Raw genomic sequence first — 25,904 nt, 5'->3', positions numbered from 1 at the left:
TTAATGCTGCCCACCTACGCATTTTTCACCTCAATGAGGTACGGCGATAGACGCCAGAACTGGTCAGATTAACGGCTATTGCGTAAACTGCTCCCCCTTCCGGACCGGACCCCGGAACGCCGCGCCAGCTAACCGCTGCTCGCGATTAATAAATTCTCCGACAACGAGTGTTTTCTCATGTCATCAATACCCCCAGTGGCCGCTGATAGCGCCACGACCGTCGTTATCTACTCCGGTGGAATGGACTCTTTTACCGTACTTCACCGCGCGCTGCGCGAAGGGCTTACCGTCCACGCCCTCTCGTTTGACTATGGCCAGCGGCATGCTCGTGAACTCGACACTGCTCGTCAGGTATGCACCACGCTTGGCGTGCCCCACCAGGTGGTCGATATTCGCGCCATCCACGGGCTGATTAACAATTCAGCGTTGACCAACCCAGACCAAGCGATGCCCCACGGCGACTACGCCGCGGACACTTTACGCGCTACGGTGGTGCCTAATCGCAATATGATTTTACTCTCTTTGGCGATTGCCAAAGCGGTCAATATTGGCGCAGAGCGAGTCGATTACGGTGCCCATGGCGGCGATCACATATTGTACCCAGACTGCCGTCCCGAGTTCGTTGAGGCAATGAACCATGTCGCAGGCATTGCCAACTTCGAGCCCGTCACGCTCCACGCGCCATACCTCTCCTCAAGCAAGGCCGAGATTTTGCGTGAGGGCTTGGCCATGGGCTTGAACTACCGCCACACCTGGACATGCTACGAAGGCCGTGAATTAGCCTGCGGCGTTTGCGGTAGCTGCCGCGAACGACTAGCCGCCTTTGCCGCTAACGGGGTGACAGACCCACTGCCATATACCTCAGACACCGCAGGACAACGCTGATGTATCAAGTTAAAGAAGCGTTTTATACCCTGCAGGGGGAAGGCGCCCAGGCTGGTAGAGCAAGTGTTTTTTGTCGTTTTAGCGGTTGCAACCTGTGGTCGGGCCGCGAAGTGGATCGTGCAACGGCTAAATGCACGTTTTGCGATACCGATTTTATTGGCACGAACGGTATCAACGGTGGCAAGTTTGCCACCGCCGAAGCCCTTGCCGAACACATCGCAGCCCTTTGGCCTACCCAAAGCGGTGGTGACAAGCCCAAAGCAACTCCCTATGTCGTGTTTACCGGTGGTGAGCCTTTGCTGCAGCTTGACGCGGCGTTGATTGCCACGCTACACCGCCATGGGTTTGAGGTGGCCGTCGAAACCAACGGCACGCTGGCGCCACCCCCTGGCATTGATTGGCTGTGCGTTAGCCCCAAGGGCAACAATCCCTTGGTCGTTACCCATGGCGACGAATTAAAGCTCGTTTACCCCCAGGCTGATGCGCCCCCGGAGCAGTTTTCAAGCTTGGATTTTCACCACTTTTTTTTACAGCCGATGGATCTTGCTCCCCTACACCAGGACAAGACGACCGTTGCTGAGACGACCGCTTACTGTATGGCTAATCCACAGTGGCGTCTTTCGCTGCAAATGCATAAATTAGCAGGTTTTGATTAATGGCTTTATTCGTTCAACAACTGACCCATATCGATGTCTCGCTTTGGTGCGCCAAGCGCGGCTTGGTCGGCTGTAGCTGGCAGGTAGACGCGGTGCTGGAAGGCAAGCTGGGTGAAGACGGCATGCTTTTCGATTTTGGTGAAGTGAAGCCGTGGATCAAGCGTACCCTGGACAGCGGGCTAGACCATACCCTGCTGGTCCCCACCGAGGCACCAGGCATCAGTGTCTCCGAATGCCCTGAAGGATTATGCGTTCGCACCACGACGCCCTACCCGATGGAAGTACGCGGGCCGAAAGAGGCATTCACCCTGCTTCCCTGGCAAGCCATTAAGCTTGAAATGGTCGCCGAGCATTTAAGTCACCAACTGACCGAGCAGCGTCCCGAAAATGTTGACCGGGTTTCCCTGACACTGAGCGATGAACCCAACGACGGTGCCGCATACGGCTACAGCCACGGCCTGAAACGACACGCAGGAAATTGCCAGCGCATTGCCCACGGCCACCGTTCACGACTGTATATCTGGCAGCAGGCGGCGCGCCAAACCCTGCTTGAGCAACAGTGGGCGGCACGGCTGGATAATCGTTACCTTCTTGAGGAGGCAGATATTGCGGCTCGCAATAGTGAAACGCTTACCTGCCGCTACCGAGCCGCCCAGGGAGATTTTTCCATTACCCTGCCACAGTCGCTGTGTACCGTGCTGCCCGGTCCGACCACGGTAGAAAATATTGCGGCCTGGCTGGCACAGGAAGTCGCCACACAGAGCGGTCAAGCCACACGCATTCAGGCATTCGAGGGTATCAACAAGGGCGCGATTGCTATGTTTTCACCAAGTGCTGCGCAATGAGCGAGGAATGTCGTGCGGGGTGTGGTGCCTGCTGCATTGCGCCTTCGATTAGCTCTGCTATTCCCGGCATGCCAGAAGGCAAGCCGGCAGGGGTACGTTGTGTTCAGCTAGATGAGCACAACCTGTGTCGTCTATTTGGTGACCCGAGCCGCCCAAAGGTTTGCGAACGTTTTAACTTTGATGCCAGCGTTTGTGGCGAGCACCGAGAAGAGGCGCTCGCCACGCTGACCTGGCTAGAAGAAGACACACGTTAGAAAGTGCAATTTCTGCCCCTCTGCCAAAGACAACTCCCTTAGGGCTAGCTTTCAATGCTCACGGGGAGCGGCAAACGGCGGTCCAGCAAGCTGATCCAGCGTGTCAACACCGGGGCATCACTGTGGCTGACTTCGCTCAACAAGCGCCTGAAACTCTCTTTGGCCTGCTGGTCATTAGGCTCAATGCGCGTCAACCATAGCTCAAGGGCCGCCAGCTCCTGGTGACGGTTGCCATGCTCGCGAGCTTGGTTAATCGCCATCTCAGCTAATGCTTTCACCTCATTGGCGGGATGCCCAAGCAGATCACGCACCTTGGCAAGCTGGGTGGCTAATTCCGGCAGGAATAGCGTTGTCCTTTCACGGGCGATCACTAAGCACTGATCCAGGTAATCCTCTGCAGCGTTTAGCTCGCCCAGCTCAATACACGCATCCGAATACCAGAGCACTGGCCGCTGGTAGCGGTTACGCCCTTTCAGCTCGGCCATCTGATCTAGACAGTCACGCAGTTGGGTAAGCCCCGCCGTATCCCCTGCCAACGCCCGCTGCCAGCCGAGAATAATTTGTGCGGAAATTTGCCATAGCTGCAAATCTGGTGTGCCGGTCATAGCGGCCGCCCGTTCGGCGTGCCGGGCAGCCAGATGAACGTGTCCCAATTGACGATAAAGCGCCGCGGCAAATAATAGCGCCATCGCCAAAGTCCCAGGGTGTGCAATCTTCTCCGCTAGGCGAATCGCCGACGAGACTTGACGTTCAGCGCGCTGATAATCGCCACGCAAGCAGAGCGCCCAGCCTTGAAAGCAGGCAGCAGAAACCTGCGGGTGATCAGAGAATGGCAGCCACTCAATCATCATCTGCGCATTCAGCGGATCAATTTCATCCAAGTGATCGTGCGCCTGCTGAATGCGCCCAGCCCAATACTCGCAATTAGCCCGGGCATAATCGGCTAAACGGCGATAACGCGGGTCTTCGAGACGAGACGCGATATCGGCCAGAGTTGAAGCCAAAGCAAACGCATCCGCATGGGCATAGCGCTGACTACGACCGACCCAGAGCCCCCATTTGACCAGGAATATCTGTTCAAGATCTTCCGGGTCTTCAAGGCTATCGCTGCCCGATTCACGCAGCAGCTCTCGTGCACGCACAAAGCTTTCGTGGGCGGTCGGTGAACCATGCCCCTCTAACGAAAAGGCCGCCTGACCGCGAACGGTGAGCAGACTCACTTCACGCTCGATCTCGTGCTCAACATGGCGAAGGCTCGCTAAGCCGAAATCCGCCATACGCAGTGCGGTTCGGTTAGCACTGACCTTGAGCGCTTCCCGAGCGGCCAGCTCAAAGTAACGGGCGCCACGGGCATAGTGCCCACTACGACGTAGGTGGGTCGCGAAATCACCGGGGTGACGACTGATCCATACCGGAAAACGCTCTTCTATTAAAGTCACCACCTGCTGGTGCAGCTTGACCCGCACATCTCTCGGGCAAGAGAGATAAGCGGCTTCCTGCAGCAACTGGTGACTAAACTGGAATTCATGGTCACCACTCTCTTTATCAACCGGCTCAACAATTTCCAGTACCCGCATATGCTCAAGCGCTTGGTTAAGCCGACCTTTTTCCCAGCCACTACACTCAAGTAGAAAATCCAACCGAAAGCGCTTACCCAGTACCGCTGCTACGTGGGCAATTTCACGGTCGCCCTCAAGTTGATCAATACGGCTTGCTAAAAGCCCTAATAACCCTTTGGGCAGTTCTTCAAACTGAACACTGCGCCCTTCTCGGCGATCCATATCCAAACGACGGCAAATCTCCTGCATATACAGAGGCACACCATCGCAGCGCTCAATAATTTGATTACGCAACCGCGGACTCAGGTGGATACGGTAACGGCGGGAAAGCTGCGACAATAGCCGTGAAGACTGCAGCGCATCCAGGTTGCCTAAGCTAATTTGCTGATCCCAGTGCAATTTCACCGGCAACGCTTCACGCCCATGATGACTAGCGACCAACATAAAAGCAGTATTGATGGGTAGTCTTGCCTGCAACCCTGCCAATACTTTAAAGGAGGGTTCATCCAGCCACTGTAAATCATCAATCATGAACACCAGCGTGTGGGTCGTTGCTTGCCGCTCAATTAAACGGTGCAAAAGCATCACGACCAGCTCAACGGCTTCGCCACTTTGGGCAAGCTGGGTGATCTCCTGTACTTCATGCACTCCAAGCGCTTGCTCCAACAGATGCTGCCGGTCAGCCGTCAGCTGATCAAACCCTAGCGTTGCCTGTAGTTCGTGAATGGCTTCAACGGTAAGCGCCTGCTTGAGATACCAGCCAACCAGCGTGCGGGCCACCCCATAAGGGTCTAGCACCGAAAGACGCGTGGTGGGCTGCCAGCATATCGCCGCGTCACGGCTAAGTTCTAATTGGCGAAAACCGACCATTAACGCCGATTTTCCCATACCCGAGGCACCACGCACCAATACACTTTGGCGCAAGCCAATACCCGCCCGCGCCAGCGCATCGCGCAGGGTACGCAGCGACGTCTCACGGCCCACCAAGCTGGGGGGAAGTGCATCGCGGCCGCCTTCGTTCTGGCCCAGCACCAGAGCACGCAGGCGCACACGACCATCGCTGGCGATCAAACGTGACACCAGGCGTGGCTGAAGATCAAGCGCGGGCGGCATATGCTGACTGGCTTCTTGGGAAATAACCAGTTCACTACCTTCTGCAGCGCTCATCAGCTCCAAAGACATTTGCGTGACTTGCCCTAACGGGTCCGCCAACTGACGCTCGGGTAGGTACACCACACGACCGCTGTGCAAGCCAGCGGCCAACTCAAAGTGCGGTATATCACCCTCACCAGTCCAGTGGCGCCCGCTCTCTTGGGGAAGGGCCTGACGACAATGCTCATAAAGCGCCACTAGCTCCGCCAACTGATGCGCGGGGCCATGAGTGCCGAAACAGGCCAAGCCTAAGCCGCCCGTAGCACCTGGAAGCCAAAAGCCGCCTAAGTGATGGCACTGCTGCTCTAACCAGCGTAGTAATTCCAACTGCAGCGTAAGGCAGTGGCGTGTCGCCGCGCGATCTTGCCACTCCCCTTTTAGATGCAAGCGTATAGCCATCACGGAGAGCTGACGCAGTTCGATTTCATCTTCACGGAGCGGCTTACTATCTGCTGCCAGCGCGCGCGAAAAGGCACCTTGAGGGCTCATCATCCGCGGGTCGTGGTGGCCATCTGACCAGTAGCTGGCTAACTGCAGAAAGCTTGGCTCAGGCTGCTGACCCGACAGCGCTAACAGCTGTAAATAGCTGTTGTATTGCTCATGGGCAGCAGCCATTTGGTTCTGTTCGGCGAGTTGACGAACCAAACGCTCATGAAAGGGACCGTAGCCTGAAAAGCGGCTGACCAACGCTTCCAAAATTGAATCAGGTACATCGGCGTGAGCTTCGAGCACCTGTTCAGCAAAACGAATGACACGCTGACGCCACTCATTACGAACTTGGACTAACCAACGCTGAAATTCGCTACAGTTGGTCAGTTGCAGCTCTTCAATCAAGTCGCCTTGGTAACAAGACATCAGCGCTTCAAGGGTATTTAAATCGCGGGGTCCTTCTAAGAGCCGCTGCAGCGTATGGAGGTCAACCTGCCAGTTATTAGGAAGTTGAAAAGCAATCGTTTGCCGGGAGACACTTAATACATGGTCAGCGCTCTCACCTAACGATTGGCGCAAACAGTGCAGCGCATGGCGCAGGTTGGTTCTGCCTGATGACAACCCTTGGTCGGGCCACAACAGCTCTGCCAGAGCAGCCCGATTGACCGGCTGGCGGTGCAGCAAAAGATAAACAAGCAGCGCTTTCACTTTGTCGTAACTAAAGTGGGTCAATACATCTTCGCCCTGGGTAAGCGAAAAGTGGCCGAATAAGGTTAACTGGTCTGTCTCACGAGCATCGCGCATGATAAACATCCTGCCGGGCTAAGCGGCTTAAGCTGGCACACCGCTATGAAAACGAAAAGCCGTATCGGGCGAAGTAATCAGCTCCGCTTCACGCGCTACAAAAAAAGCGATCCGCTCGTCAATAGAGCTTGCTGTTTGCTGGCGAGCGAGCAACAAATAGTCTTCAAAATGACGGCCTTCTGACTTCACAAGAGTGCGATAAAACTTGGCAAGCTCTTCGTCTAAATAAGGGATCAAACAAGCGAACCGTTCACAGCTACGTGCTTCAATAAGTGCACCGATGATTAACACATCAATTAGCCGTTCGGGATCATTACTACGCAAGTGTCGCCTAAGCCCTTCAGCGTAGCGTGATGCCGTTAAATGTTGGTAAGCAACGCCGCGTGCTTCCATGAGCGCGACTACCTGCTCGAAATGGAGCAGCTCTTCACGGGCTAATTGCGACATTTTGCTGAGCAACAGCGGTTGATCAACATAGCGATAGAGTAGACTCATTGCCGTAGAAGCGGCTTTTTTTTCACATTGCGCATGGTCGATTAATAGCGTTTGAGGATTTTCGAGCGCCCACTGTAGCCATGCGTCAGGGGTTGCACAGGCCAGAAACTGGTGCAGACTTTCAGGCAACAAATCATCCGCTTTTAACGCATGGTCAGCCCTTTGCAAGGCATTCGTTTGTAAAGTACTGGATTGTATCGACATAACACCATTACCAATCTTGTGTTTCATTATTGTACAACATATAAGCGCTCAAAACGCTCAGTCCCTGTTAGGTACAAATCTTTATACCTTGCATCGCCTATTACTAATGTAATCATTCGCTCAAAAATGCTCCATACACTTTATAAGCACACTATTAATACGATGCCTCTAAGGTTATAAATTGAGGTCTATGGTAACCCGCTGTAACCCCAATCACACCCGCACCACCCTATGTTAACTTAGAAAATGGTAAAAACTTTCCTGATTTTGAGCCAAACGACTAATAAAAAGGTGCTTTTTGATTCATTTAGATCGTAGCATCAACATAAAGTACAACAGACGTCACGCCATGCCAGCTTAACATTGTCGACAGTTTGCCGTAGAATCTCGGCCATCCAACCATATGCTGTTTGTCAAGCGTATGTCATATGTGATTGGTCCACTTTCCAACACTGCGCAGCCAATACGGTGCTACGTGTAGGCCGTCACCATAAAGTAAATCAGAACGTAGATGAGAGGGCCCCAACGTGCTTGAAGCTTACCGCCAACATGTCGAGGAACGTGCTGCTGAGGGCATCCCGCCCAAACCCCTAACCGCCGAACAAGTAGCGTCAGTGGTTGAGCTGCTTAAAACGCCACCGGCCGGTGAAGAGGAGTTTATTCTCGATTTAATCACCAATCGCGTACCGCCCGGTGTTGATGAAGCCGCGTATGTAAAAGCGGGTTTTCTAACTGCAGTCGCGAAAGGTGAAGCAAGCTCGCCGCTGATCGACAAGGTGCATGCTGTTAAACTGCTTGGCACCATGCAGGGCGGCTACAACATTGTTTCAATGGTTGAACTTCTCGATAACGAGGAGCTTGCCCGTGAAGCTGGTGAGCAGCTCAAGCACACACTGTTGATGTTCGATGCTTTCCATGATGTCGAAACACGCGCCAAGAACGGCAATAGCGTTGCTAAAGAAGTCATTCAATCTTGGGCAGATGCTGAGTGGTTCCTCTCTAAACCGGCCCTGGCTGAAAAAATTACACTCAGCGTGTTTAAAGTACCTGGCGAAACCAACACGGATGACTTGTCTCCGGCGCCAGATGCTTGGTCACGCCCTGATATACCGCTGCACGCCAATGCGATGCTTAAAAACGAGCGTGATGGCATTGAGCCTGTGGTGCAAGGCACCACAGGCCCGCTCAAGCAGATTGAAGACGTTAAAGCAAAAGGCTTTCCGGTTGTTTACGTTGGTGACGTTGTGGGCACTGGTTCATCACGTAAATCAGCGACTAACTCCGTACTCTGGTTCTTTGGCGACGACATTCCTTACGCCCCGAACAAGCGCGCTGGCGGTTTCTGCTTTGGTAGCAAAATCGCGCCTATCTTCTTCAACACCATGGAAGACTCAGGCGCCCTGCCGGTAGAGATGGACGTCACCAACCTGAACATGGGCGACATCATCGACGTTTATCCTTATGAAGGCAAAGTCTGCAAGCATGGCAGCGATGACGTCATCACTACGTTTGAACTTAAAACGCAGCTGATCCTGGATGAAGTTCGTGCTGGCGGCCGTATCCCTCTTATCATTGGTCGCGGACTAACCGGCAAGGCGCGTGAGTCGTTGGGAATACCGGCCTCTGACGTTTTCCGCTTACCCGATCAGCCCAAAGATACTGGCAAAGGCTTTACCTTAGCCCAGAAGATGGTTGGCAAAGCGTGTGGTTTGGACGGCGTTCGCCCAGGCATGTACTGCGAGCCTAAAATGACCACCGTTGGGTCTCAAGACACCACCGGCCCGATGACACGCGATGAGCTGAAAGACCTTGCTTGCCTAGGCTTCCAGGCCGATCTGGTCATGCAGTCTTTCTGCCATACCGCCGCTTATCCTAAGCCGGTCGACGTGGATACCCACCACACTCTGCCGGACTTCATCATGAACCGCGGCGGTGTTTCACTACGCCCCGGCGACGGTATCATTCACAGCTGGCTGAACCGCATGCTGCTGCCTGACACAGTAGGCACCGGCGGCGACTCGCACACCCGCTTCCCGCTGGGCATCTCGTTCCCAGCCGGTTCAGGCCTGGTAGCATTTGCTGCTGCTACCGGTGTAATGCCGCTGGATATGCCGGAATCGGTACTGGTTCGCTTTAAGGGCCAACGTCAGCCGGGCGTTACGCTGCGCGATCTGGTTCACGCCATTCCACTTTACGCCATCAAGCAGGGCTTGTTGACGGTCGATAAATCCAACAAGAAAAACGCCTTCTCAGGCCGCGTGTTGGAAATTGAAGGTTTGGAAGACCTAACCGTCGAGCAAGCCTTTGAGCTTTCCGATGCCTCTGCCGAGCGTTCTGCTGCTGGCTGTACGATTACGCTGTCAGAAGAGAGCGTGACCGAATACTTGAAGTCCAACATCACCCTATTGAAGTGGATGATGGGCAACGGTTACGGTGACGAACGTACCATTAGCCGCCGTATTGAAGGTATGGAAGCATGGTTGGCTAACCCGAGCTTGATGCGTGCCGACCAAGATGCCGAGTACACTGAAGTTATCGAAATTGACCTGGCTGAAATTAAAGAGCCGGTTCTGTGTGCCCCGAACGACCCCGACGATGCTCGCCTGCTATCAGAAGTAGCTGGCCAGAAAATCGACGAAGTCTTTATCGGTTCATGCATGACTAACATCGGCCACTTCCGGGCTGCGGGTAAGTTGCTTGAAAAGCAGCCTGCCGGTAGTTTAAAAACCCGGCTGTGGCTGGCACCACCGACGAAAATGGATCAGCACCAGCTGACCCAAGAAGGCTACTACGGTATTTACGGTCGTGCCGGTGCCCGCATGGAAATGCCGGGTTGTTCACTGTGTATGGGTAACCAGGCGCGCGTTGCTGCCAAGAGCACCGTCGTGTCTACGTCTACACGAAACTTCCCGAACCGCCTGGGCGATGGTGCCAACGTGTACCTTGCCTCTGCGGAACTGGCGGCTGTTGCCGCGGTAGAAGGACGCCTACCCAGCGTTGAAGAGTATCAACGTTACATGGGTGAGTTTGACGCCATGGCTGGCGAGATTTATCGTTATATGAATTTTCACGAAATCGAGGAGTATCAAAAGATCGCCTCTAACGTGATTCCGATCGCTCAAGAAGCTTAGTTTAACGCTTGAGTCTGATCACCCCATCGCCGATGCTCGCACCATCGCAGAGAATGTGACAGATTGCATTTTCTGAGTCGATGACCGAACGCCCCGCCACTGTTCTTCAGGGCGGGGCGTTTTTTTGCACTGCCTTTGGACACCGGTTTAATATCAACAGCCTCTACCATTAGGAGCGTGTGATGACGAATTCAACGCAAATTGTGACACCCGATCTTTGTGATGCGCACCCAGAAGTCGCCGTGCTAGACCCACTGTTTGTTAACTTTGGCGGTCTTGAAGCCTTTTATGGTCCTATTCGCACCATTAAATGTTTTGAAGATAACTCCATGGTTAAGCAGGCGGTCGCCGAGCCAGGTAATGGCGCGGTGCTGGTGGTCGACGCAGGCGGTTCGCATCGCTGCGCCATGCTGGGTGATATGCTGGCAGAGCAGGCTGTCGCCAACGGCTGGGCAGCTGTTGTTATGTACGGCTGCGTGCGCGATGTGGATATACTCGCCGCCCTGCCGATTGGCGTTCAGGCATTGGGAAGCCATCCGCGCAAGAGTGAAAAGCGCGGTGAAGGTCAGCGTGATATTGACGTCACCTTTGCAGGCGTCACCCTTCAGCCCGGCCAATGGTTATATGCAGATAACAACGGCATTATTGTTGCTGCGCATAAGCTACCCCTCCCCTGACTATTTCTTGACCACCCATAAGGATTGGTAACAGTCCACTTGCCAGGCGTGGTGCTTACTGCCACCCTGGTAATTCATTCTTACCGTTTAGTGACGATGCAGCCTTTGACCTACCTTGGCTCTGCCTTACTGCGCACGCTGCGCGATCATCTTCGCCCTCTGATCGCCTATCACCTGTTTTTCACGCTGCTTGCCTCAGCCTTACTGCTACCCGCCATTACCTGGGTGATACGCGGATTACTTGCCCAACTCAACCGGACCGTCGTTACCAACGATGAGCTGATCGCTCTGCTGTTTAGTCCACTCGGGTTAGTGGGTATGTTAGTAGGGCTTGGATTCACGTTTTTAATTATTTATTGGCAACAGGCGGGCATGCTGCAAGTTGCGATTAGACCCCGCGACAATCACTACCGCCTAGCGCTTGAAGCACTTTGGCTAAGCACTCAACGTTTGCCAGCACTCGCTGGGTTGGTGATTCTTCAGGTAGGCACACACTTACTGCTATTGGCCCCTTTTATGCTCGGGCTGGCTTGGTTATATAGCTTCTGGCTCAGCGGTATAGACCCTTACTATTTACAGAGAGTGCGCCCCCCCGCGCTGTGGTACTTCATTGGCTGCGCCCTCCCCCTGATCATTGCCTGGATATGGGCGGCCTCATGGCTCTATCTGCGCTGGCTGCTTGCACTACCCTTAGTGGCCCTGGAAAGGTGCAACCCCTGGCGAGCGCTGAAGCGTAGCGTTAGCTTAACGCGCGGCTGGCGACGCTCAATTGGTGCAGCGGTTCTGCTCTTGCTACTGATTATTATCAGCCTGCCGTTACTGGCCACTTTGCTATTCGACCGGCTATTTACGCCCTTGCTGTGGTGGCTGCCTGAGCATAACGCCGTACTCATACCGGCGATGTTGGCGTACCTGTTGGGCTATGTGCTGATTACGCTGACCATTACCTTTTTGGGTATTGCCACTAACGCCCTCCTTTCTGCCTGCTTGTACATGCAGCTGGCGCATCAAGAACCACGCCCGGCGGCCCCACCGGAAGATACGAACGCAGGGCGCCTTGCCTGGGCGGTTGAGCTCAGCGTGCTTGTTTTTGCCGGCCTTCAAGCATGGTGGATTCTGAATAGCTTCGAAATTCGTGACAACGTCGCAGTGATAGCCCACCGCGGAAGCTCCATGGTGGCTCCTGAAAACACCCTCTCTGCATTAGAGCAGTCACTGATTGATGGTGCTGATTATATCGAAATTGACGTACGCTTGAGCAGTGACCAGCAGGTAATGCTCTACCACGACCGCAGCATGGCACGGCTAACTGGTGACAGCCGTGAGTTTGGTGAGCTAACCAGAGACCAACTTAGCCAATTCGATGTGGGCAGTTGGTTTGGGGATGCGTTTCAAGGCGAGAACATTCCTGGCCTGGACGAAGCGCTCGAAAGAGTTCGTGGAAAAGCGGGGTTAATGATTGATATCAAGCCCCTGCCGGGTCAAGAGCAAGCGTTAGCCGATGCCGTTATTGATACCTTAAATGCCGAGAGCGACATTCGCTACCGCTGCTGGGCAACCCAACAAAACGCCTTTGATGGTTATACCGCCTGCGGTTTCCCCAATGCGCTGTTGGATATGCGGATGGCGACCATGTCGCCGTCACTACTTGAGTATATTAATGCCCGGGCGCCAGAACTGCGCGTTACTTTGTTGGCGCAGCTCATTCTGCCCGGCACACTCAATCGTCGTGGTTTTGACGCATTAGGCCTGCGCCATAACCGCATCACGGAAGGAGAAGTTCGCCTGGCACGGCTGTACGGCTACGAAATACACGCCTGGACGGTTAACGACCGCGCTAGAATGTCGACGCTGATTGACCTGGGCGTCGATGCCATTATCACTGACTACCCAGATCGTTTAACAGAGCTTATTCAGATTCGCCGTGAGTTAAGCGACGGGGCGCTAATGCTGGTAAAACTGCGCAACTGGCTTCGTCAGTAGCACTCCTAATCGCCCATCACCACACCCTCACGGCGTGGGTCAGCGCCGCCAAACAGTGTGCCATCGTTAAGCCGCCTGATGGCCTGTAGCCCGCTGGTCAACTCCCGTTCGCTGACCGTGTGGCCTCGCTCGCGTAGTGACGCAATAGTTTCCTCAGGAAAACGCCCCTCTTCGACGTAAACATCGCCGCCCAACGTAATGGCGTGGGGTAGATTGAGCGCTTCCTGAGCACTCAGCCCCCAGTCACGCAGCGCGACTAGGGTGCGGGCCGTATAATGAATGATCGCCGCACCACCCGGCGACCCTAAACTGGCCACTAGCTCACCGCTTTCTTGATCGAATACCAGCGTAGGGCTCATGCTGGAACGCGGGCGCTTGCCTGGCTCGACTCGGTTCGCCACAGGGTCGCCGTCCACTTCAGGGGAAAATGAAAAATCGGTGAGCTCATTATTGAGCAGGAAACCACCCGCTAGGCCCGTTCCGCCATCCGAGAGAATGCGCGAACCGAACGCCTGCTCAATGGTGGTCGTCATGGCCACCGCATTGCCCTCCTCATCCACAATACTGATATGGCTAGTGCCATACTCAGGCTGATCGGGCTGGCTGGCCCAACTAACGGCAAGCTCGCCGGGATTACCCGGTTCAGCGCTGTCGCCCATGCTCATCTCTTCAATGAGCTCACTGCGTTGCTCCAGGTAGTCAGGGGCCAGCATCAATGACCAATCCCCCCCCGGTGCTTCGACAAAGTCCGGGTCGGCGATATAACGACCGCGGTCGGCAAAAGCGAGCCGCGAGGCTTCCAGAAACTGGTGCAACCACCCGCTGCTTGGAGCGCCGTCATCGAACGGGGCTTCAAGCAGCGGCTGTTGTTCGAGCATGCCCAAAATCTGCATCACGGTGAGATGGCCCGACGAGGGAGGCGGAAAACCGCATACTTCCCACTGCTGCCAAGGGGTGCATAAAGGTTCGCGGTCAAGCGCCTCGTAGCCACGCATATCTTCAACCGACAAACTACCAGGACGCTCAGGGTGATTCTGAACCCGCTCAACGATATCTTCCGCTACAGAACCTTCGTGCAAGGCAGCGCTGCCTTGGGTTGCTACGCGACGCAGTACCTCTGCCAAGGCCGGATTTTTGAGTGTTTCACCAACCGCGATAGCCGCACCTTCGCTATCGTAATAAAACTGGCTGGCTAACGGATCTTGGCGCAGAAACTCGTCACTCGTCAGGCTGGCATGCAACCGATTGCTCACAGCAAAGCCTTCTTCGGCCAGGGTAATAGCCGGTGTAAACAATTCTTCCCAGGCTAACTCGCCATGCTCTGCATGGGCTTTTTCAAGCATACGCAGCGTACCCGGCACACCGACAGAAAGGCCGCTAACCACCGCGTCGGTAAACGCAAGCGGCTCGCCATTCTGCAAAAACAGCTCGCCATTTACTCCCTGCGGTGCGGTTTCACGGCCATCATAGGCGCGCACTTCGCTGCCATCGTAATGCATTAGAAAAGCACCGCCACCGATACCGCTGGATTGAGGCTCTACCAAATTCAGTACCATTTGCACTGCAATGGCCGCATCAATAGCGTTACCACCGGCTTTCAATACTTGATAACCAGCATCGGTTGCGAGCGGGTTGGCTGCCGCCACCGCAAACGACTCAGCCTCCCAGCCTGGCTTCTCTTCATAGCCAGACTCACTTTCAGGAGAAATGGAGGGTGTCTCGTAGCTAAACCCCCAACTATAAAACGGCGTTACCAGCAGCACAGGTAGCGCAAACTTAGCTGATTTTGTGAACATTTCAGCGCTCTCCGCGACAAGTTAAATAAAAATCACACATAAAAGAGTAGTCTATAAAAACAGCAACGCCCGGCTCAATGTCCGGGCGTAAACTGAATGTTTTAGCAAGCAAACTTATTCAATTTTTTGGCCTGCGAGCATAAACCACGTTTCCAGGACCGCATCGGGATTGAGTGATACGGAGTCGATGCCCTGTTCCATCAACCACTTCGCCAAATCGGGGTGATCTGACGGCCCCTGGCCACAAATGCCGACGTATTTCCCCTTCGCTTTGCACGCCTGAATCGCCATCGCAAGCAGCTTTTTAACCGCCCCATTACGCTCATCGAACAGATGTGCAACGATGCCCGAATCACGATCTAACCCCAATGTTAACTGCGTTAAATCATTAGAGCCGATAGAGAACCCATCAAAGTACTCAAGGAACTCATCGGCTAGCAGGGCGTTAGCTGGCAGTTCGCACATCATAATCACTTTCAAGCCTGTCGGACCGCCTCGCTCCAAACCATTGGCGGCCAACAGCTCTACCACCTCTCGCGCTTCGTCGGTGGTACGCACGAAGGGCACCATGATCTCCACATTCTCGAACCCCATCTCTTCACGCACCCGCTTCAGGGCACGGCATTCAAGTTCAAAGCAGGGTCGGAACGCTTCAGAAATATAGCGCGACGCACCCCGAAAACCGAGCATTGGGTTCTCTTCCCCCGGCTCATAGAGCTTACCGCCAATCAGGTTTTCGTATTCGTTAGACTTGAAGTCTGACAGCCGCACGATCACACGCTGCGGGTGGAACGCGGCTGCCAGCGTCGAGATCCCCTCAACCAGTTTATCGACGTAAAAACTGACGGGGTCGGCATAACCGGCCGTCCGTAAATCGATCACCTGCTGTAGATCCACTGGCAGCGTGTCGTACTCCAACAGCGCTTTAGGGTGAACGCCGATCATGCGGTTAATAATAAATTCGAGACGCGCCAAGCCTACACCTGCGTTTGGGAGGCTGGCGAAGCCGAAGGCGCGATCGGGATTGCCCACATTCATCATGATTTTGAAGGGGATTTCCGGCATGGCGTCGACACTGGAGACTTTGCAGTCAAACTCCAACAACCCTTCGTAGACATTGCCGGTGTCGCCTTCCGCACACGAAACCGTAACGTCGATGCCCTCTTTGAGCTGAGTGGTCGCGTCGCCACACCCCACTACCGCGGGAATACCCAATTCACGGGCAATAATGGCGGCATGGCAAGTGCGCCCGCCACGATTGGTGACGATGGCGGAAGCACGTTTCATTATTGGCTCCCAATCCGGGTCAGTCATATCGGTGACCAGAATATCGCCATCATGGATCTTGTCCATATCGTCAGGGCTGAGCACCACTTTGACGGTACCACGGCCAATGCGCTGACCAATCGCCCTGCCGGTGATTAATGTGCGGCCTTTTTCGCGCAGCTGGAAACGTTCAAGCTTGCCGCCTTCCTGCTGGGAGACGACCGTTTCAGGACGCGCTTGAACGATATACAGCTCACCATCATCACCATCCAGCGCCCACTCAATATCCATAGGGCGTTGGTAATGCTGCTCGATCGTCATGGCCTGACGAGCCAGTTCCATCACCTGTTGATCATTTATACAGAAGCGACCGCGATCCTGATGGGGCACATCGACGGTTTCAACGGATTTACCGGCGCTGGCATCCTGGCCGTAAATCATCTTGATCAGCTTGGAGCCCAAGTTACGGCGCAGCACTGCCGGGCGGCCCGCCGCCAGGGTCGGTTTATGCACGTAGAATTCATCGGGATTGACTGCGCCCTGCACCACGGTTTCGCCTAAGCCCCAGGAGCCAGTAACGAAAACCGCATCGCGGAAGCCGGACTCGGTATCCAGCGTAAACATAACGCCCGACGCCCCGATCTCAGAGCGCACCATCTTTTGCACACCGGCCGACAAGGCAACATTTTCGTGGGCGTAGCCACGATGGACGCGGTAGGAGATAGCGCGGTCGTTAAACAGCGAGGCAAATACTTCGTGCACGGCACGTTTAATATTGTCGAAACCTTCAATATTGAGAAAAGTTTCCTGCTGACCCGCGAAGGAAGCATCGGGTAAATCTTCAGCGGTAGCAGAGCTGCGTACAGCCACTTTTAATTGAGGATGCTGTTGCTGGAGCTGTCCGTAAGCGTCGCGAAGGGCTGTCTCAAAGCTAGGCGGCAACGGCGTATCAATAATCCATTGGCGAATGGTGCGGCCCGCCTCGGCAAGCGCTTTAACATCGTCTACATCCAAGCGCGCAAGCGTGGCATTAATGCGCTCGTTGAGGCCTTCGTGGGAGAGAAACTCGCGGTAAGCATGAGCCGTCGTGGCAAACCCGCCAGGCACCGTTACGCCAGCACCGGACAGATTGGAAATCATTTCACCTAGCGAGGCGTTTTTACCACCCACGCGTTCGACGTCTGACATGCCCAGTTGATCGAACCACAGAATGTACTCTTCCACGTAACCCCCTCGCTCATAGACATCGACACGATCACTAATATTGCCGTTTAGACGTAGGATCATGGATTATTGATTGAGACACCCTAGCACCGCGCCAATGTATTCGCCATTGGTCTAATAGCGAAGGGAATGGAGGATTTTTACAACACGAAGGGTTTTTAGGTCATTTGTGTAGTCAGTCACTTTGCCCCTTCCCTCGCCAGTACGCATAGCGAGTTGCTCTAGCAAACGGCTCGGCACACAATAGCGCAGTTACTCACCAGTGGATGTCACTATGAAACGTACGGCTTTTTTTATCTCTGATGGCACCGGGATCACAGCAGAAAGCTTAGGGCGCAGCCTGCTGGCCCAGTTCAGCGATGTTGAGATCGATATGCAAACCAAGCCTTATATCGATACGCTGGAAAAAGCTCAGGCGCTAGCAGCCATTATCGAAGCGACAGCCAGCCGCGACGGTCATCGTCCTATCATCATTGACACCATCGTTGACCAACAAATTCGCAACGTTATTCGGCAAGCCTCCGGTTTCAAGGTCGATATTTTTTCAACCTTCCTGGAGCCATTGGAACAGGAACTTAATACTCACTCTTCCTATAGCGTTGGACGCACGCACTCAATTGGTAGCGATGACGTCTATATGGACCGGATTCACTCAGTGCACTTTGCGCTGGATAATGATGACGGAGCACGCACTCATCAATACGATAAAGCCGATATTATCCTGGTCGGCGTCTCTCGCTGCGGCAAAACACCTACCTCTCTCTATCTGGCACTACAGTTTGGTATTCGAGCGGCCAACTATCCGCTGACGGAGGATGATTTAGACGAAGATGGCATGTTAAAACTGCCCAAGGCGCTCGCGCCCCATCGTCAAAAACTGTTTGGGTTAACCATTGATGCGCGTCGTTTATCAGCAATTCGCAATGAGCGGCGGCCGAATAGCCGTTACAGCTCAATTGATCAGTGTCTTCAAGAAGTAGGGCAAGCGGAGTCGCTTTACCGCACCATGCACATTCCTTTTATTGATGCGACGCGCTTCTCGGTAGAAGAGATATCAACGCGGATGATTGCAGAAACGGGCTTAGCGAGGCGCTTTTCGCCCCGCTAACGATCCATTCTGCGGCTAACTTACATTCCTTTTGGGGCAAAAATTCCCGGCGCGTTTCGCCAGTAGCCTTTGTAATCCATCCCAAAACCAAACACGTAACGGTCGGCGACTTCCAAGCTGCAGTAGTCGGCCTTTAAACCGGGTACCGCTTTGCGGTTGTGCTGTTTATCCACCAGTACAGCCGTCGTAACACTGGCTGCCTGGGCTTCTTCGCAGTAAGCCAAAATGGCGGCTAGCGTGGCACCTTCGTCCAAGATGTCGTCGACGATCACCACATGGCGCCCCGCCATCGGCACCTCAGGAGACACACGCCAAAACAGCTCACCGCCGCGCAGCTCGTTGCGGTAACGAGTGGCATGTAAGTAATCCACTTCAAGCGGAAAGCCCAGCCGGGTTAGCAAATGCCCTGTGGTGATTAAGCCGCCATTCATAACGCAGTAAAAAACCGGCAGCTTGTCGCCTAAATCTCGCGTGATCGCTTCCGCCATACGATCAAGTGCCCGCTCTACCTCTTGCTGAGAAATAAGGCAGTCGGCGTTATCCATCAATTCACGCATTGAGTCCAATGACTCTAAGGCTTCTTTATCCAACTTTGACATCTAAACTCCAGGCGGGTTAAAAGCTTCAATTACATCAGTCGTGTGAATTTACACAGCATTGGGTTTCGGTTTATCAGCCAATGCTTCCAACTTAGCGTGGGTACGACGCCATCGGCCCAACGCACTTAGGGCATCAATATCAGGCCGTGCACGGCTGTAGCGCAGTTTGGCGGGACGCTTGGTTTCAATACCCCGGCAGGCTTCAATCACCTCAAGTGCCGCGGCGCGATCGTTGCACACCAGCAACATATCGCAACCCGCCGCTAGCGCTGCCTGGGCTCGCTGTTTGGGCCCACCCGCCTCGTGGGCGCCCGCCATACTTAAATCATCAGAAAAGATGCAGCCTTTGAAGCCCAACGATTCACGCAGCATGCCCAACCAATGAGGGGAGAACCCGGCAGGACGCGTATCGAAAGCACTGTAAATCACATGCGCTGGCATCACGCCGTCTAACGGTGCGGCTAAATGGGCAAAGGGCACCAGGTCGCGTTGTTTAATCACCTCTAGCGGGCGGTCATCCACCGGCAGCGCAACGTGAGAGTCTGCCGCGACTCCGCCGTGACCGGGGAAGTGTTTTCCGACAGCGGCCATACCAGCATCATGGAGCCCTTGAATAAAGGCGCTGCCAAGCTGCGCCACATGCTGCGGATCGCGGCTAAAACTTCGGTCACCAATAACACTTGAGACGCCGCTTTCGACATCCAGTACCGGAGCAAAGCTAAGATCCAAACCGCAGGCGGCCATTTCCATGCCCAATAGCCAGCCAGCATCTTTTGCGAGCGCAAGACCGTCATCGGGATTGGCGCTATAACACTCCCCAATGCGAGCCATGGCGGGAAGGCGCGTCATCCCCTCTTTAATGCGCTGAACGCGGCCACCCTCTTGATCAACGGCAAGCAATAAGTCCGCACGCACACGGCGAATATCGCTGCAGAGTTGGCGTACTTGATAGCCATTCTCGACATTGCGGGCAAACAGAATAACGCCCCCTACCGACGGTTCTAGCAGCAAGCGCTTTTCTGCGGCCGTTAATTTCGGGCCTTCAAGGTCGAGCATGACCGGGCCTAACGGTTGAGTCATCGTGATAGGTCCATTAAAAAAGAGGCGGTGATTCTAGACGATCGTCTAGCGGTGTCAAAACGGATTAGTCAAACGACTGACGACCGCCGTGCAACCAAACGGGGGTACCTGGTAACGCTAACGAAAAGATATAGAGCAAATCACTATTGCGTAAACGAATACAGCCGTGGGAGGCAGCAACGCCCATGGGCTGATCAGGTGGCGTACCATGAAGATAAATATAGCGACGCTGTGAATCGACCTGTCCACCACGGTTCACGCCTTTTTCTAATCCGCATAGCCACAGGATGCGGGTCAAAATCCAATCCCGCTTCGGATATGCTTCAGCTAGCGCAGGAGAAAATGCCTCTCCCGTCCAGCGACGACCACGAAATACCGCATTATCAGGCATCCCGCTGCCAATAGCGGCTCTTATATAGTGCCAACCCTGGGGTGTTTTGCCACTGCCATTGTACTCACCGACGCCCGCGAGGCCAGACGATACTTCACACTCATGCAGCACCTTCGGCCCTCGCCAACAGCGTAGCTGCTGCTGTGTGGTATCGATTTCCAACCAGATGTTCTCTACAGGGGGAAGCTCAGCGAGCTTGGGCGTTCGCATATTTTCCTTCTTCAAGTGCTGGGGGCAACGGTGCATTCATGGCAGCCACCACTACCGGGCGCAACCGCCTAACCAAATCCCGCACGGTGACCTGCTCGTGATAATCCTTTTCAGCGATGTCGCGCAGTGCATCAAGGCCTGAAAGTGTAAAAATCACCGTACCAAGCATAAAGTGTAGCCGCCAAAAGCGCTCCGCGTCAGGCAAGTCGGGCGTTGCTTGATGCACTAGCTCGGTGAAGCGGGTAAACACATCACCGTACTCTTGCTGAATATGACGCCGAAGGTGCCCCTGCGCTTGGCTATAGGCAAGGCCCAGCAAGCGCATAAACACCTTCAAACTGTTGCGCTCCGCAGGCACTGCCAGCACGCTGGTCGCCATTGTTTCGAGTAGCGTTTCCAACGGAATAACGCGCCCTGCATGCTGGGCTTCAAGTTCATCAAGCGCGGTATGAAAACGTTGAGTGAACGGGTCCAGATAGCGTGAAAACACGGCCTGAATTAAGGCTTTTTTGGAACCAAAATGGTAATTCACCGCCGCTAAATTGACGCGCGCTTTGCTAGTGATGTTGCGCAGCGATGTTTCAGCAAAACCTCGCTCAGCAAACAGCACTTCCGCGGTGTCGAGTATTCGAGTTACCGTATCAGATTGAGCCATGCCGCTCTCCGGGGAAACGAGTGTTTAAAACATAGTAAAATACTATGCCATAACGTTGGAGGGCTCAACGCTTGATTTTCTGATGAAATATGGCTGTCTATATCAGTAGAAGCTTAGTTTAAAACGATTAGGAAAAATTCGGGGACCTTGCCCGATAGGGGTTGACAAGACATATACTGGACAGAGGAACATACTGTATACTTAACCACTTATCGATTAAGTCGACATTTAATTTGTTACTGTCTATTCACTATTATTGGAGTCTGGTATGTCGCGTCCGCTAACCGCTCGCCAACAGCATGTATTTGATTTTATTGTTAAGACCATGGGCGAATTTGGCTACCCTCCGACCCGTGCTGAAATTGCGAAAGCCCTGGGATTCCGCTCACCTAACGCAGCGGAAGAGCACCTGCGCGCGCTAGAGCGTAAAGGCGCTATTCGCATTATTCGCAATACGTCACGCGGTATTCGCCTACCTAATCAAGAGCCCCAGGAGGTAGTAGACAGCACCATAAGCGCGTTACCCGCTGCCAATATTGAAGCCTCGCCTGCTGGCCTGCCGGTGATTGGCGAAGTAGCCGCCGGGAGCCCTATCCTAGCTGCTGAGCATATTGACCGTTACTGCCCTCTGCCCGCCGAGTACTTCACTCCTAAAGCCGATTACCTGCTGCGTGTGCGGGGCCTTTCGATGAAGGATATTGGTATTTTAGAAGGTGATTTATTGGCAGTTCACCGTACCGAGCGGGTGCGCGATGGCCAGATTGTCGTCGCGCGCCTAGATGATGAGGTAACCGTCAAGCGCTTCAAACGTCAGGGCCACCAAGTAACGCTATTTGCGGAAAATGCAGACTTTGCGCCCATTGAAATCGACCTGCGTTCACAGTCACTCGATATCGAAGGTGTCGGCGTTGGCGTTATTCGTGGCGGTAATGGCCAGGCACTGGGCTAACCACCGTCGCTACTGCATGTCGATATAGCGGTGGTCATTAAAGGTGGCCACCCAATTAGGATGATAGACCAGCAAAATACTCAGCAGCATCCCGGTAATAAACGCCTCTGAAGGCATTAGTAGAGGTAAGAAGCGTGCATACTCCTGAGCAAGATAGATAGCGTTAGGGTCTGTGCCTGCCACGATGATCAGCAGCACGGCAGCCAGCCCTGCCCCTAATGTTGCCAACGCCGCCCCAAAAAACCCGCAGGCAAATAGAAACACCATCAGGTTATCCGGCAGGCGGCGATCTACCAGCCGCCACACTGTGCCAATAATGGCAGCCGGAACAATGCCCGTTACCAATACATTCGCCCCCAGCAGCGTCCACTCATTGCGGCCGATAACTACCATTGCCACATTGATGAACACATTGCTGAGCAGCGCTAGTGGCGCTTTAAACACGAGTGTCATCAATACCGTAAAGACGAGATGCAGCGTTAGCCAGTCGACCGCCTGAGCGCGTAGCTGCCACATCAGCACCACTGCCAGCGTTGCGCCTAACCAACGATGCTGAAGGGCAGTGTCTTTCAGTAGCGCTTTCCAGGGCCGCCGCCAAAGAGCCCACACCACTACGCCTAACGAGAGTAGCGAGGTGAATATCAGCGCCCAGGGCGCCAGTACACTTTGTGCGAACGACATAGCGGCTTCTCACTTTATCGAGCGTTAGCTAAATACCACGGTCTTGTTGCCATGCACTAAAACACGATCCTCAAGATGCCAGCGTAAACCGCGTGCGAGAACGGCTTTTTCAACATCACGCCCAAAGCGGACTAAATCGGTTGGGGTATGGCAGTGGCTAACGCGATGAATATCCTGTTCGATAATCGGGCCCGCATCGAGTTCCTCGGTGACGTAGTGGCAGGTGGCGCCAATCAGCTTCACACCGCGCTGATATGCCTGGTGGTAGGGCTTCGCCCCAGCGAAAGAGGGTAAAAAGCTGTGATGTATATTAATCACCCGCCCAGCATAGCGTGCGCACAGGTCAGGCGGCAGGATTTGCATATAACGCGCCAACACAACGCAATCAGCGCGCGCACTATCGATTTCTGCTTGCACCTTGGCAAACGACACTTGCTTGTTATCGGGGTCGACTGGCACATAGTGATAAGGAATGCCGTACCACTCGGTCAATGAACGCATATCGTCATGGTTGGAAATGACGCCGACAATATCGCAATCCAACTCACCGGCCTGCCAGCGATAAAGCAAATCTACCAAGCAGTGTGACTCTCTAGAGACCATCAACACCACCCGGCGGCGCTGCTGTGTATCCACCAATGACCACTGCATATCAAATTCGATCGCCACAGGCTCGAACGCTGCACGTAGCGCCTCCACCGACATCCCCACTGAATCCGCCAAGATGTCGTAACGCATAAAAAAACAGCCCGTTTCTAAATCGGAGTGCTGGCTTGCTTCGGTGATGGACCCCCCTTGCTTAGCAATAAAGCTCGATACTCGGGCCACAATACCTACCTGATCAGGGCAGGACACAACTAAACGATAATAATGGGACATGTGAGCAACTCTTGACCTATTTCTAAGGTAATTATGACAAACCAACGGCTTAGGTTGCATAGTGTATCGGAAGGCCAAGGATGATTGTTAGCCGCCCCTGCCTTCCCGTATAGTTGAGTCACTACTTTTTAGGCTTTTCATAACTGATGCACTCTTCACGCGTTCAAATTCGTCCCCGTCGTCGTCCTCCGCTGCGCATGTTGCCGCTGGGGGGATGCGGTGAGATTGGCATGAATCTAACGCTCTACGGCTACGATGATCACTGGATTGTCGTCGACTGCGGCATGATGATTCGCCAGGATCTCCCCAACTCACCGCTACAAGTGCCTAATCTTGATACACCAAAAGCATTAGGGATAGTCCCGAAAGCACTATTTATTACCCACGGCCATGAAGACCACATTGGTGCCGTCGCTTGGCTCTGGCCGATGTGGAATTGTCCTATTTATGCCACGCCATTAGCCGCGGGGCTATTACGTCTTAAATTTGCTGAACATCAACTTAGCAGCGCTGCTATTCATGTCATCGAACCAGGCGAGGCACTTGAAAGCGGGCCGTTTACGCTGCGCTACTTGCCGTTGACGCACTCGATACCCGAAAGCTGTGCCATCATCATGATGGCTGGCGGCTATCGTGTTTTACATACCGGTGACTGGAAACTTGATCCTGAGCCGCTTATCGGCTCTCCGGTGAGCGCGGCACAGTTTAGAGCGCTGGCCCCGGTCGATTTAGTGGTCGGCGATTCCACCAACGCCCCCATGCCAGGCCACTCCGGCAGTGAAGGTGATGTGGCGAGGGCATTGGTAAAAACCCTCGCCAACTGCCAGGGCCGTGTGGTTGTTTCTTGTTTTGCCAGTAACCTTGCGCGGGTATTGGCTATCGGGCGCGCGGCGCATCAGTGTGGCCGTCGCATCAGCTTAATGGGGCGCTCAATGGAGCGAATGGTTAGCGTTGCGCGCGGGCTTGGCTATATGGATGACTTACCGCCGCTGGTACCCAATCACGACCTGGGTTATCTCCCCCCGGATGAAGTGGTTATTATTGCCACCGGCAGCCAGGGTGAGGCGCGTGCCGCGCTTCAGCGTCTTGCTCAGGGCCGCCATCCCTTTGTTGATCTTCAGCCTGGCGATAATGTCATCTTCTCGGCTAAAGCCATTCCAGGCAACGAACGCCCTATTGAACAGCTAAAAAAACGTTTAGCGCAGTTAAGTGTTCGTATTTACGACGAAATCAACCATCCCGAGTTACATGCTACGGGGCACCCCGCTCATGATGAGTTAATCAAACTCTATCAATGGACTAAGCCGAAGCATCTGATGCCCGTCCACGGCGAAGCAAGGCATCAGCAGGCGCATCAGGCAATTGCCAGTCAATTAGGGATTAGCGCACCTTTGTCGCCAGTTAATGGCGATTTAATCAGCTTTGATCACCAAGGGCTGCGCTGCGAGGCACGCTATCCCCAGCCGCCCTGCATCGTCAGTCAAAACAGCGTGGTTCCTCACCCAGGGTTGGAAATAAAAGACGCCAGTACGGCACGTCGTGGCAGTTTGTACCTAGCACTGCCGGTGACCGCGACTGATACGGGCTGGGCCCGCATTGGACGTTTGATGCTGGATGCGACGGGTGCCAGCCCACTGGATGAAGATAGCTTTAGTGATTGGCTGGATGATCAGCTTGATGAGATTGCCGCCGACACACTGGCCGACCTTCGCCAAGCATTGCAGCCTCGCTTGGTACACTGGCTGGCGGAGCATATGCAGCACCTGCCCGATGTGCATCTTCAGATTATGGCCGCCGAAATGCCAGAACCTGCTGCGTATGAAAGTGCCGCTAACCGTTAGAGCCGCATCATTCAACGACGGCAATAAAACTGAGATTGCTTCACTGCGTTCAATGAAAGGGACTCCTCCCCTCTCGAAGCTTCAGAGAGCTACATTGATAGTTGAACCACTTCAATGCGGAGGGGAAGAGTCATGAACAAGCATAAGATAA

At 54.1% G+C, this 25,904-nt stretch carries 20 protein-coding genes; 10 read left to right on the top strand and 10 right to left on the bottom strand.

The annotated features are described in order from the left end of the window. The first annotated feature begins 177 nt into the window (after window positions 1-177). The 4 genes from queC to HZS80_RS20120 are packed head-to-tail and all read left to right on the top strand — an operon-like array spanning window position 178 to window position 2,640. Complete coding sequence (queC, locus tag HZS80_RS20135) at window positions 178-885, top strand: 7-cyano-7-deazaguanine synthase QueC (RefSeq protein ID WP_035557543.1); 708 nt, start codon at window positions 178-180, stop codon at window positions 883-885. After that, on the top strand, window positions 885-1,541 hold the full coding sequence (gene queE, locus HZS80_RS20130; RefSeq protein ID WP_035557540.1) for a 7-carboxy-7-deazaguanine synthase: 657 nt from the start codon (window positions 885-887) through the stop codon (window positions 1,539-1,541). Before queC ends, queE begins: the two co-directional genes overlap by 1 nt. Further along, window positions 1,541-2,386, top strand: coding sequence for a 6-carboxytetrahydropterin synthase (locus HZS80_RS20125; RefSeq protein WP_179917118.1), 846 nt, complete (start codon window positions 1,541-1,543; stop codon window positions 2,384-2,386). Before queE ends, HZS80_RS20125 begins: the two co-directional genes overlap by 1 nt. Next, complete coding sequence (locus HZS80_RS20120) at window positions 2,383-2,640, top strand: YkgJ family cysteine cluster protein (protein ID WP_035557534.1); 258 nt, start codon at window positions 2,383-2,385, stop codon at window positions 2,638-2,640. The genes HZS80_RS20125 and HZS80_RS20120 overlap by 4 nt, the downstream gene beginning before the upstream one ends. 44 nt (window positions 2,641-2,684) lie before the next feature. Here HZS80_RS20120 and HZS80_RS20115 read toward each other — a convergent pair whose 3' ends face one another. Continuing rightward, window positions 2,685-6,584: an ATP-binding protein gene (locus HZS80_RS20115; RefSeq protein WP_179917117.1), complete on the bottom strand. Its 3,900-nt coding sequence runs from the start codon at window positions 6,582-6,584 to the stop codon at window positions 2,685-2,687. A 27-nt stretch (window positions 6,585-6,611) separates the two neighbouring features. Further along, window positions 6,612-7,283, bottom strand: a complete 672-nt coding sequence (locus tag HZS80_RS20110) for a MiaE family protein (RefSeq protein ID WP_035557528.1) — start codon at window positions 7,281-7,283, stop codon at window positions 6,612-6,614. A 527-nt stretch (window positions 7,284-7,810) separates the two neighbouring features. Between HZS80_RS20110 and acnB the strand changes: the two genes are divergently transcribed. The 3 genes from acnB to HZS80_RS20095 all read left to right on the top strand — a co-directional run bounded on the left by acnB (window position 7,811) and on the right by HZS80_RS20095 (window position 13,074). Further along, window positions 7,811-10,414, top strand: coding sequence for a bifunctional aconitate hydratase 2/2-methylisocitrate dehydratase (gene acnB, locus HZS80_RS20105; RefSeq protein ID WP_035557525.1), 2,604 nt, complete (start codon window positions 7,811-7,813; stop codon window positions 10,412-10,414). 182 nt (window positions 10,415-10,596) lie between these two features. Then, a complete protein-coding gene (gene rraA, locus HZS80_RS20100) occupies window positions 10,597-11,091 on the top strand; it encodes a ribonuclease E activity regulator RraA (RefSeq protein WP_179917116.1) in 495 nt (164 codons plus the stop codon). Window positions 11,092-11,130: 39 nt separating this feature from the next. Then, on the top strand, window positions 11,131-13,074 hold the full coding sequence (locus HZS80_RS20095; protein WP_179917115.1) for a glycerophosphodiester phosphodiesterase family protein: 1,944 nt from the start codon (window positions 11,131-11,133) through the stop codon (window positions 13,072-13,074). Window positions 13,075-13,079: 5 nt separating this feature from the next. On the opposite strand, the gene ggt is transcribed toward HZS80_RS20095, so the two are convergent. Both ggt and ppsA read right to left on the bottom strand, forming a co-directional pair. After that, window positions 13,080-14,870, bottom strand: coding sequence for a gamma-glutamyltransferase (ggt, locus tag HZS80_RS20090; RefSeq protein WP_179917114.1), 1,791 nt, complete (start codon window positions 14,868-14,870; stop codon window positions 13,080-13,082). Window positions 14,871-14,984: 114 nt separating this feature from the next. Further along, window positions 14,985-17,360: a phosphoenolpyruvate synthase gene (gene ppsA / locus HZS80_RS20085; protein WP_179917126.1), complete on the bottom strand. Its 2,376-nt coding sequence runs from the start codon at window positions 17,358-17,360 to the stop codon at window positions 14,985-14,987. A 274-nt stretch (window positions 17,361-17,634) separates the two neighbouring features. On the opposite strand from ppsA, the gene ppsR reads away from it, so the two are divergent. Then, complete coding sequence (gene ppsR, locus HZS80_RS20080; RefSeq protein WP_101145420.1) at window positions 17,635-18,468, top strand: posphoenolpyruvate synthetase regulatory kinase/phosphorylase PpsR; 834 nt, start codon at window positions 17,635-17,637, stop codon at window positions 18,466-18,468. 20 nt (window positions 18,469-18,488) lie between these two features. Here the strand turns inward: ppsR and HZS80_RS20075 are convergent, their stop codons facing one another. The 4 genes from HZS80_RS20075 to HZS80_RS20060 all read right to left on the bottom strand — a co-directional run bounded on the left by HZS80_RS20075 (window position 18,489) and on the right by HZS80_RS20060 (window position 21,403). Further along, window positions 18,489-19,067: a hypoxanthine-guanine phosphoribosyltransferase gene (locus HZS80_RS20075; protein WP_007114399.1), complete on the bottom strand. Its 579-nt coding sequence runs from the start codon at window positions 19,065-19,067 to the stop codon at window positions 18,489-18,491. Between the two features lie 48 nt (window positions 19,068-19,115). Then, on the bottom strand, window positions 19,116-20,147 hold the full coding sequence (gene nagZ, locus HZS80_RS20070; RefSeq protein WP_179917113.1) for a beta-N-acetylhexosaminidase: 1,032 nt from the start codon (window positions 20,145-20,147) through the stop codon (window positions 19,116-19,118). Window positions 20,148-20,211: 64 nt separating this feature from the next. Beyond that, a complete protein-coding gene (locus HZS80_RS20065) occupies window positions 20,212-20,748 on the bottom strand; it encodes a L,D-transpeptidase (protein WP_179917112.1) in 537 nt (178 codons plus the stop codon). Continuing rightward, on the bottom strand, window positions 20,726-21,403 hold the full coding sequence (locus HZS80_RS20060; protein ID WP_179917111.1) for a TetR/AcrR family transcriptional regulator: 678 nt from the start codon (window positions 21,401-21,403) through the stop codon (window positions 20,726-20,728). Before HZS80_RS20060 ends, HZS80_RS20065 begins: the two co-directional genes overlap by 23 nt. A 268-nt stretch (window positions 21,404-21,671) precedes the next feature. Between HZS80_RS20060 and lexA the strand changes: the two genes are divergently transcribed. Continuing rightward, window positions 21,672-22,352, top strand: a complete 681-nt coding sequence (lexA, locus tag HZS80_RS20055; protein WP_179917110.1) for a transcriptional repressor LexA — start codon at window positions 21,672-21,674, stop codon at window positions 22,350-22,352. Window positions 22,353-22,361: 9 nt separating this feature from the next. Here the strand turns inward: lexA and HZS80_RS20050 are convergent, their stop codons facing one another. Together HZS80_RS20050 and purU are read right to left on the bottom strand one after the other, a co-directional pair. Further along, entirely contained in the window at window positions 22,362-23,033 is a 672-nt protein-coding gene (locus HZS80_RS20050; RefSeq protein WP_179917109.1) for an energy-coupling factor ABC transporter permease, read from the bottom strand. Between the two features lie 24 nt (window positions 23,034-23,057). Next, window positions 23,058-23,912 carry a formyltetrahydrofolate deformylase gene (purU, locus tag HZS80_RS20045; RefSeq protein WP_179917108.1) on the bottom strand — a complete coding sequence of 285 codons (855 nt, stop codon included), beginning with the start codon at window positions 23,910-23,912 and terminating at the stop codon, window positions 23,058-23,060. 230 nt (window positions 23,913-24,142) lie between these two features. On the opposite strand from purU, the gene HZS80_RS20040 reads away from it, so the two are divergent. Continuing rightward, window positions 24,143-25,753, top strand: a complete 1,611-nt coding sequence (locus HZS80_RS20040; RefSeq protein WP_179917125.1) for a ribonuclease J — start codon at window positions 24,143-24,145, stop codon at window positions 25,751-25,753. Window positions 25,754-25,904 lie beyond the last annotated feature (151 nt).

The sequence above is a fragment of the Vreelandella glaciei genome (assembly GCF_013415125.1).
GTDB classification, from domain to species: Bacteria; Pseudomonadota; Gammaproteobacteria; order Pseudomonadales; family Halomonadaceae; genus Vreelandella; species Vreelandella glaciei.
Note: the sequence above shows the minus strand (reverse complement) of the source record. Positions and strands in the feature narration are given on the sequence as shown.

What these genes read in the sequence shown, in the direction of transcription:
- queC (WP_035557543.1), top strand. Translation starts at nt 178, where the DNA reads ATGTCATCAATACCCCCAGTGGCCGCTGATAGCGCCACGACCGTCGTT.
- queE (WP_035557540.1), top strand. Translation starts at nt 885, where the DNA reads ATGTATCAAGTTAAAGAAGCGTTTTATACCCTGCAGGGGGAAGGCGCC.
- HZS80_RS20125 (WP_179917118.1), top strand. Translation starts at nt 1,541, where the DNA reads ATGGCTTTATTCGTTCAACAACTGACCCATATCGATGTCTCGCTTTGG.
- HZS80_RS20120 (WP_035557534.1), top strand. Translation starts at nt 2,383, where the DNA reads ATGAGCGAGGAATGTCGTGCGGGGTGTGGTGCCTGCTGCATTGCGCCT.
- HZS80_RS20115 (WP_179917117.1), bottom strand. Translation starts at nt 6,584, where the DNA reads ATGCGCGATGCTCGTGAGACAGACCAGTTAACCTTATTCGGCCACTTT.
- HZS80_RS20110 (WP_035557528.1), bottom strand. Translation starts at nt 7,283, where the DNA reads ATGTCGATACAATCCAGTACTTTACAAACGAATGCCTTGCAAAGGGCT.
- rraA (WP_179917116.1), top strand. Translation starts at nt 10,597, where the DNA reads ATGACGAATTCAACGCAAATTGTGACACCCGATCTTTGTGATGCGCAC.
- ggt (WP_179917114.1), bottom strand. Translation starts at nt 14,870, where the DNA reads ATGTTCACAAAATCAGCTAAGTTTGCGCTACCTGTGCTGCTGGTAACG.
- ppsR (WP_101145420.1), top strand. Translation starts at nt 17,635, where the DNA reads ATGAAACGTACGGCTTTTTTTATCTCTGATGGCACCGGGATCACAGCA.
- HZS80_RS20075 (WP_007114399.1), bottom strand. Translation starts at nt 19,067, where the DNA reads ATGTCAAAGTTGGATAAAGAAGCCTTAGAGTCATTGGACTCAATGCGT.
- nagZ (WP_179917113.1), bottom strand. Translation starts at nt 20,147, where the DNA reads ATGACTCAACCGTTAGGCCCGGTCATGCTCGACCTTGAAGGCCCGAAA.
- HZS80_RS20065 (WP_179917112.1), bottom strand. Translation starts at nt 20,748, where the DNA reads ATGCGAACGCCCAAGCTCGCTGAGCTTCCCCCTGTAGAGAACATCTGG.
- HZS80_RS20060 (WP_179917111.1), bottom strand. Translation starts at nt 21,403, where the DNA reads ATGGCTCAATCTGATACGGTAACTCGAATACTCGACACCGCGGAAGTG.
- lexA (WP_179917110.1), top strand. Translation starts at nt 21,672, where the DNA reads ATGTCGCGTCCGCTAACCGCTCGCCAACAGCATGTATTTGATTTTATT.
- HZS80_RS20050 (WP_179917109.1), bottom strand. Translation starts at nt 23,033, where the DNA reads ATGTCGTTCGCACAAAGTGTACTGGCGCCCTGGGCGCTGATATTCACC.
- purU (WP_179917108.1), bottom strand. Translation starts at nt 23,912, where the DNA reads ATGTCCCATTATTATCGTTTAGTTGTGTCCTGCCCTGATCAGGTAGGT.
- HZS80_RS20040 (WP_179917125.1), top strand. Translation starts at nt 24,143, where the DNA reads ATGAATCTAACGCTCTACGGCTACGATGATCACTGGATTGTCGTCGAC.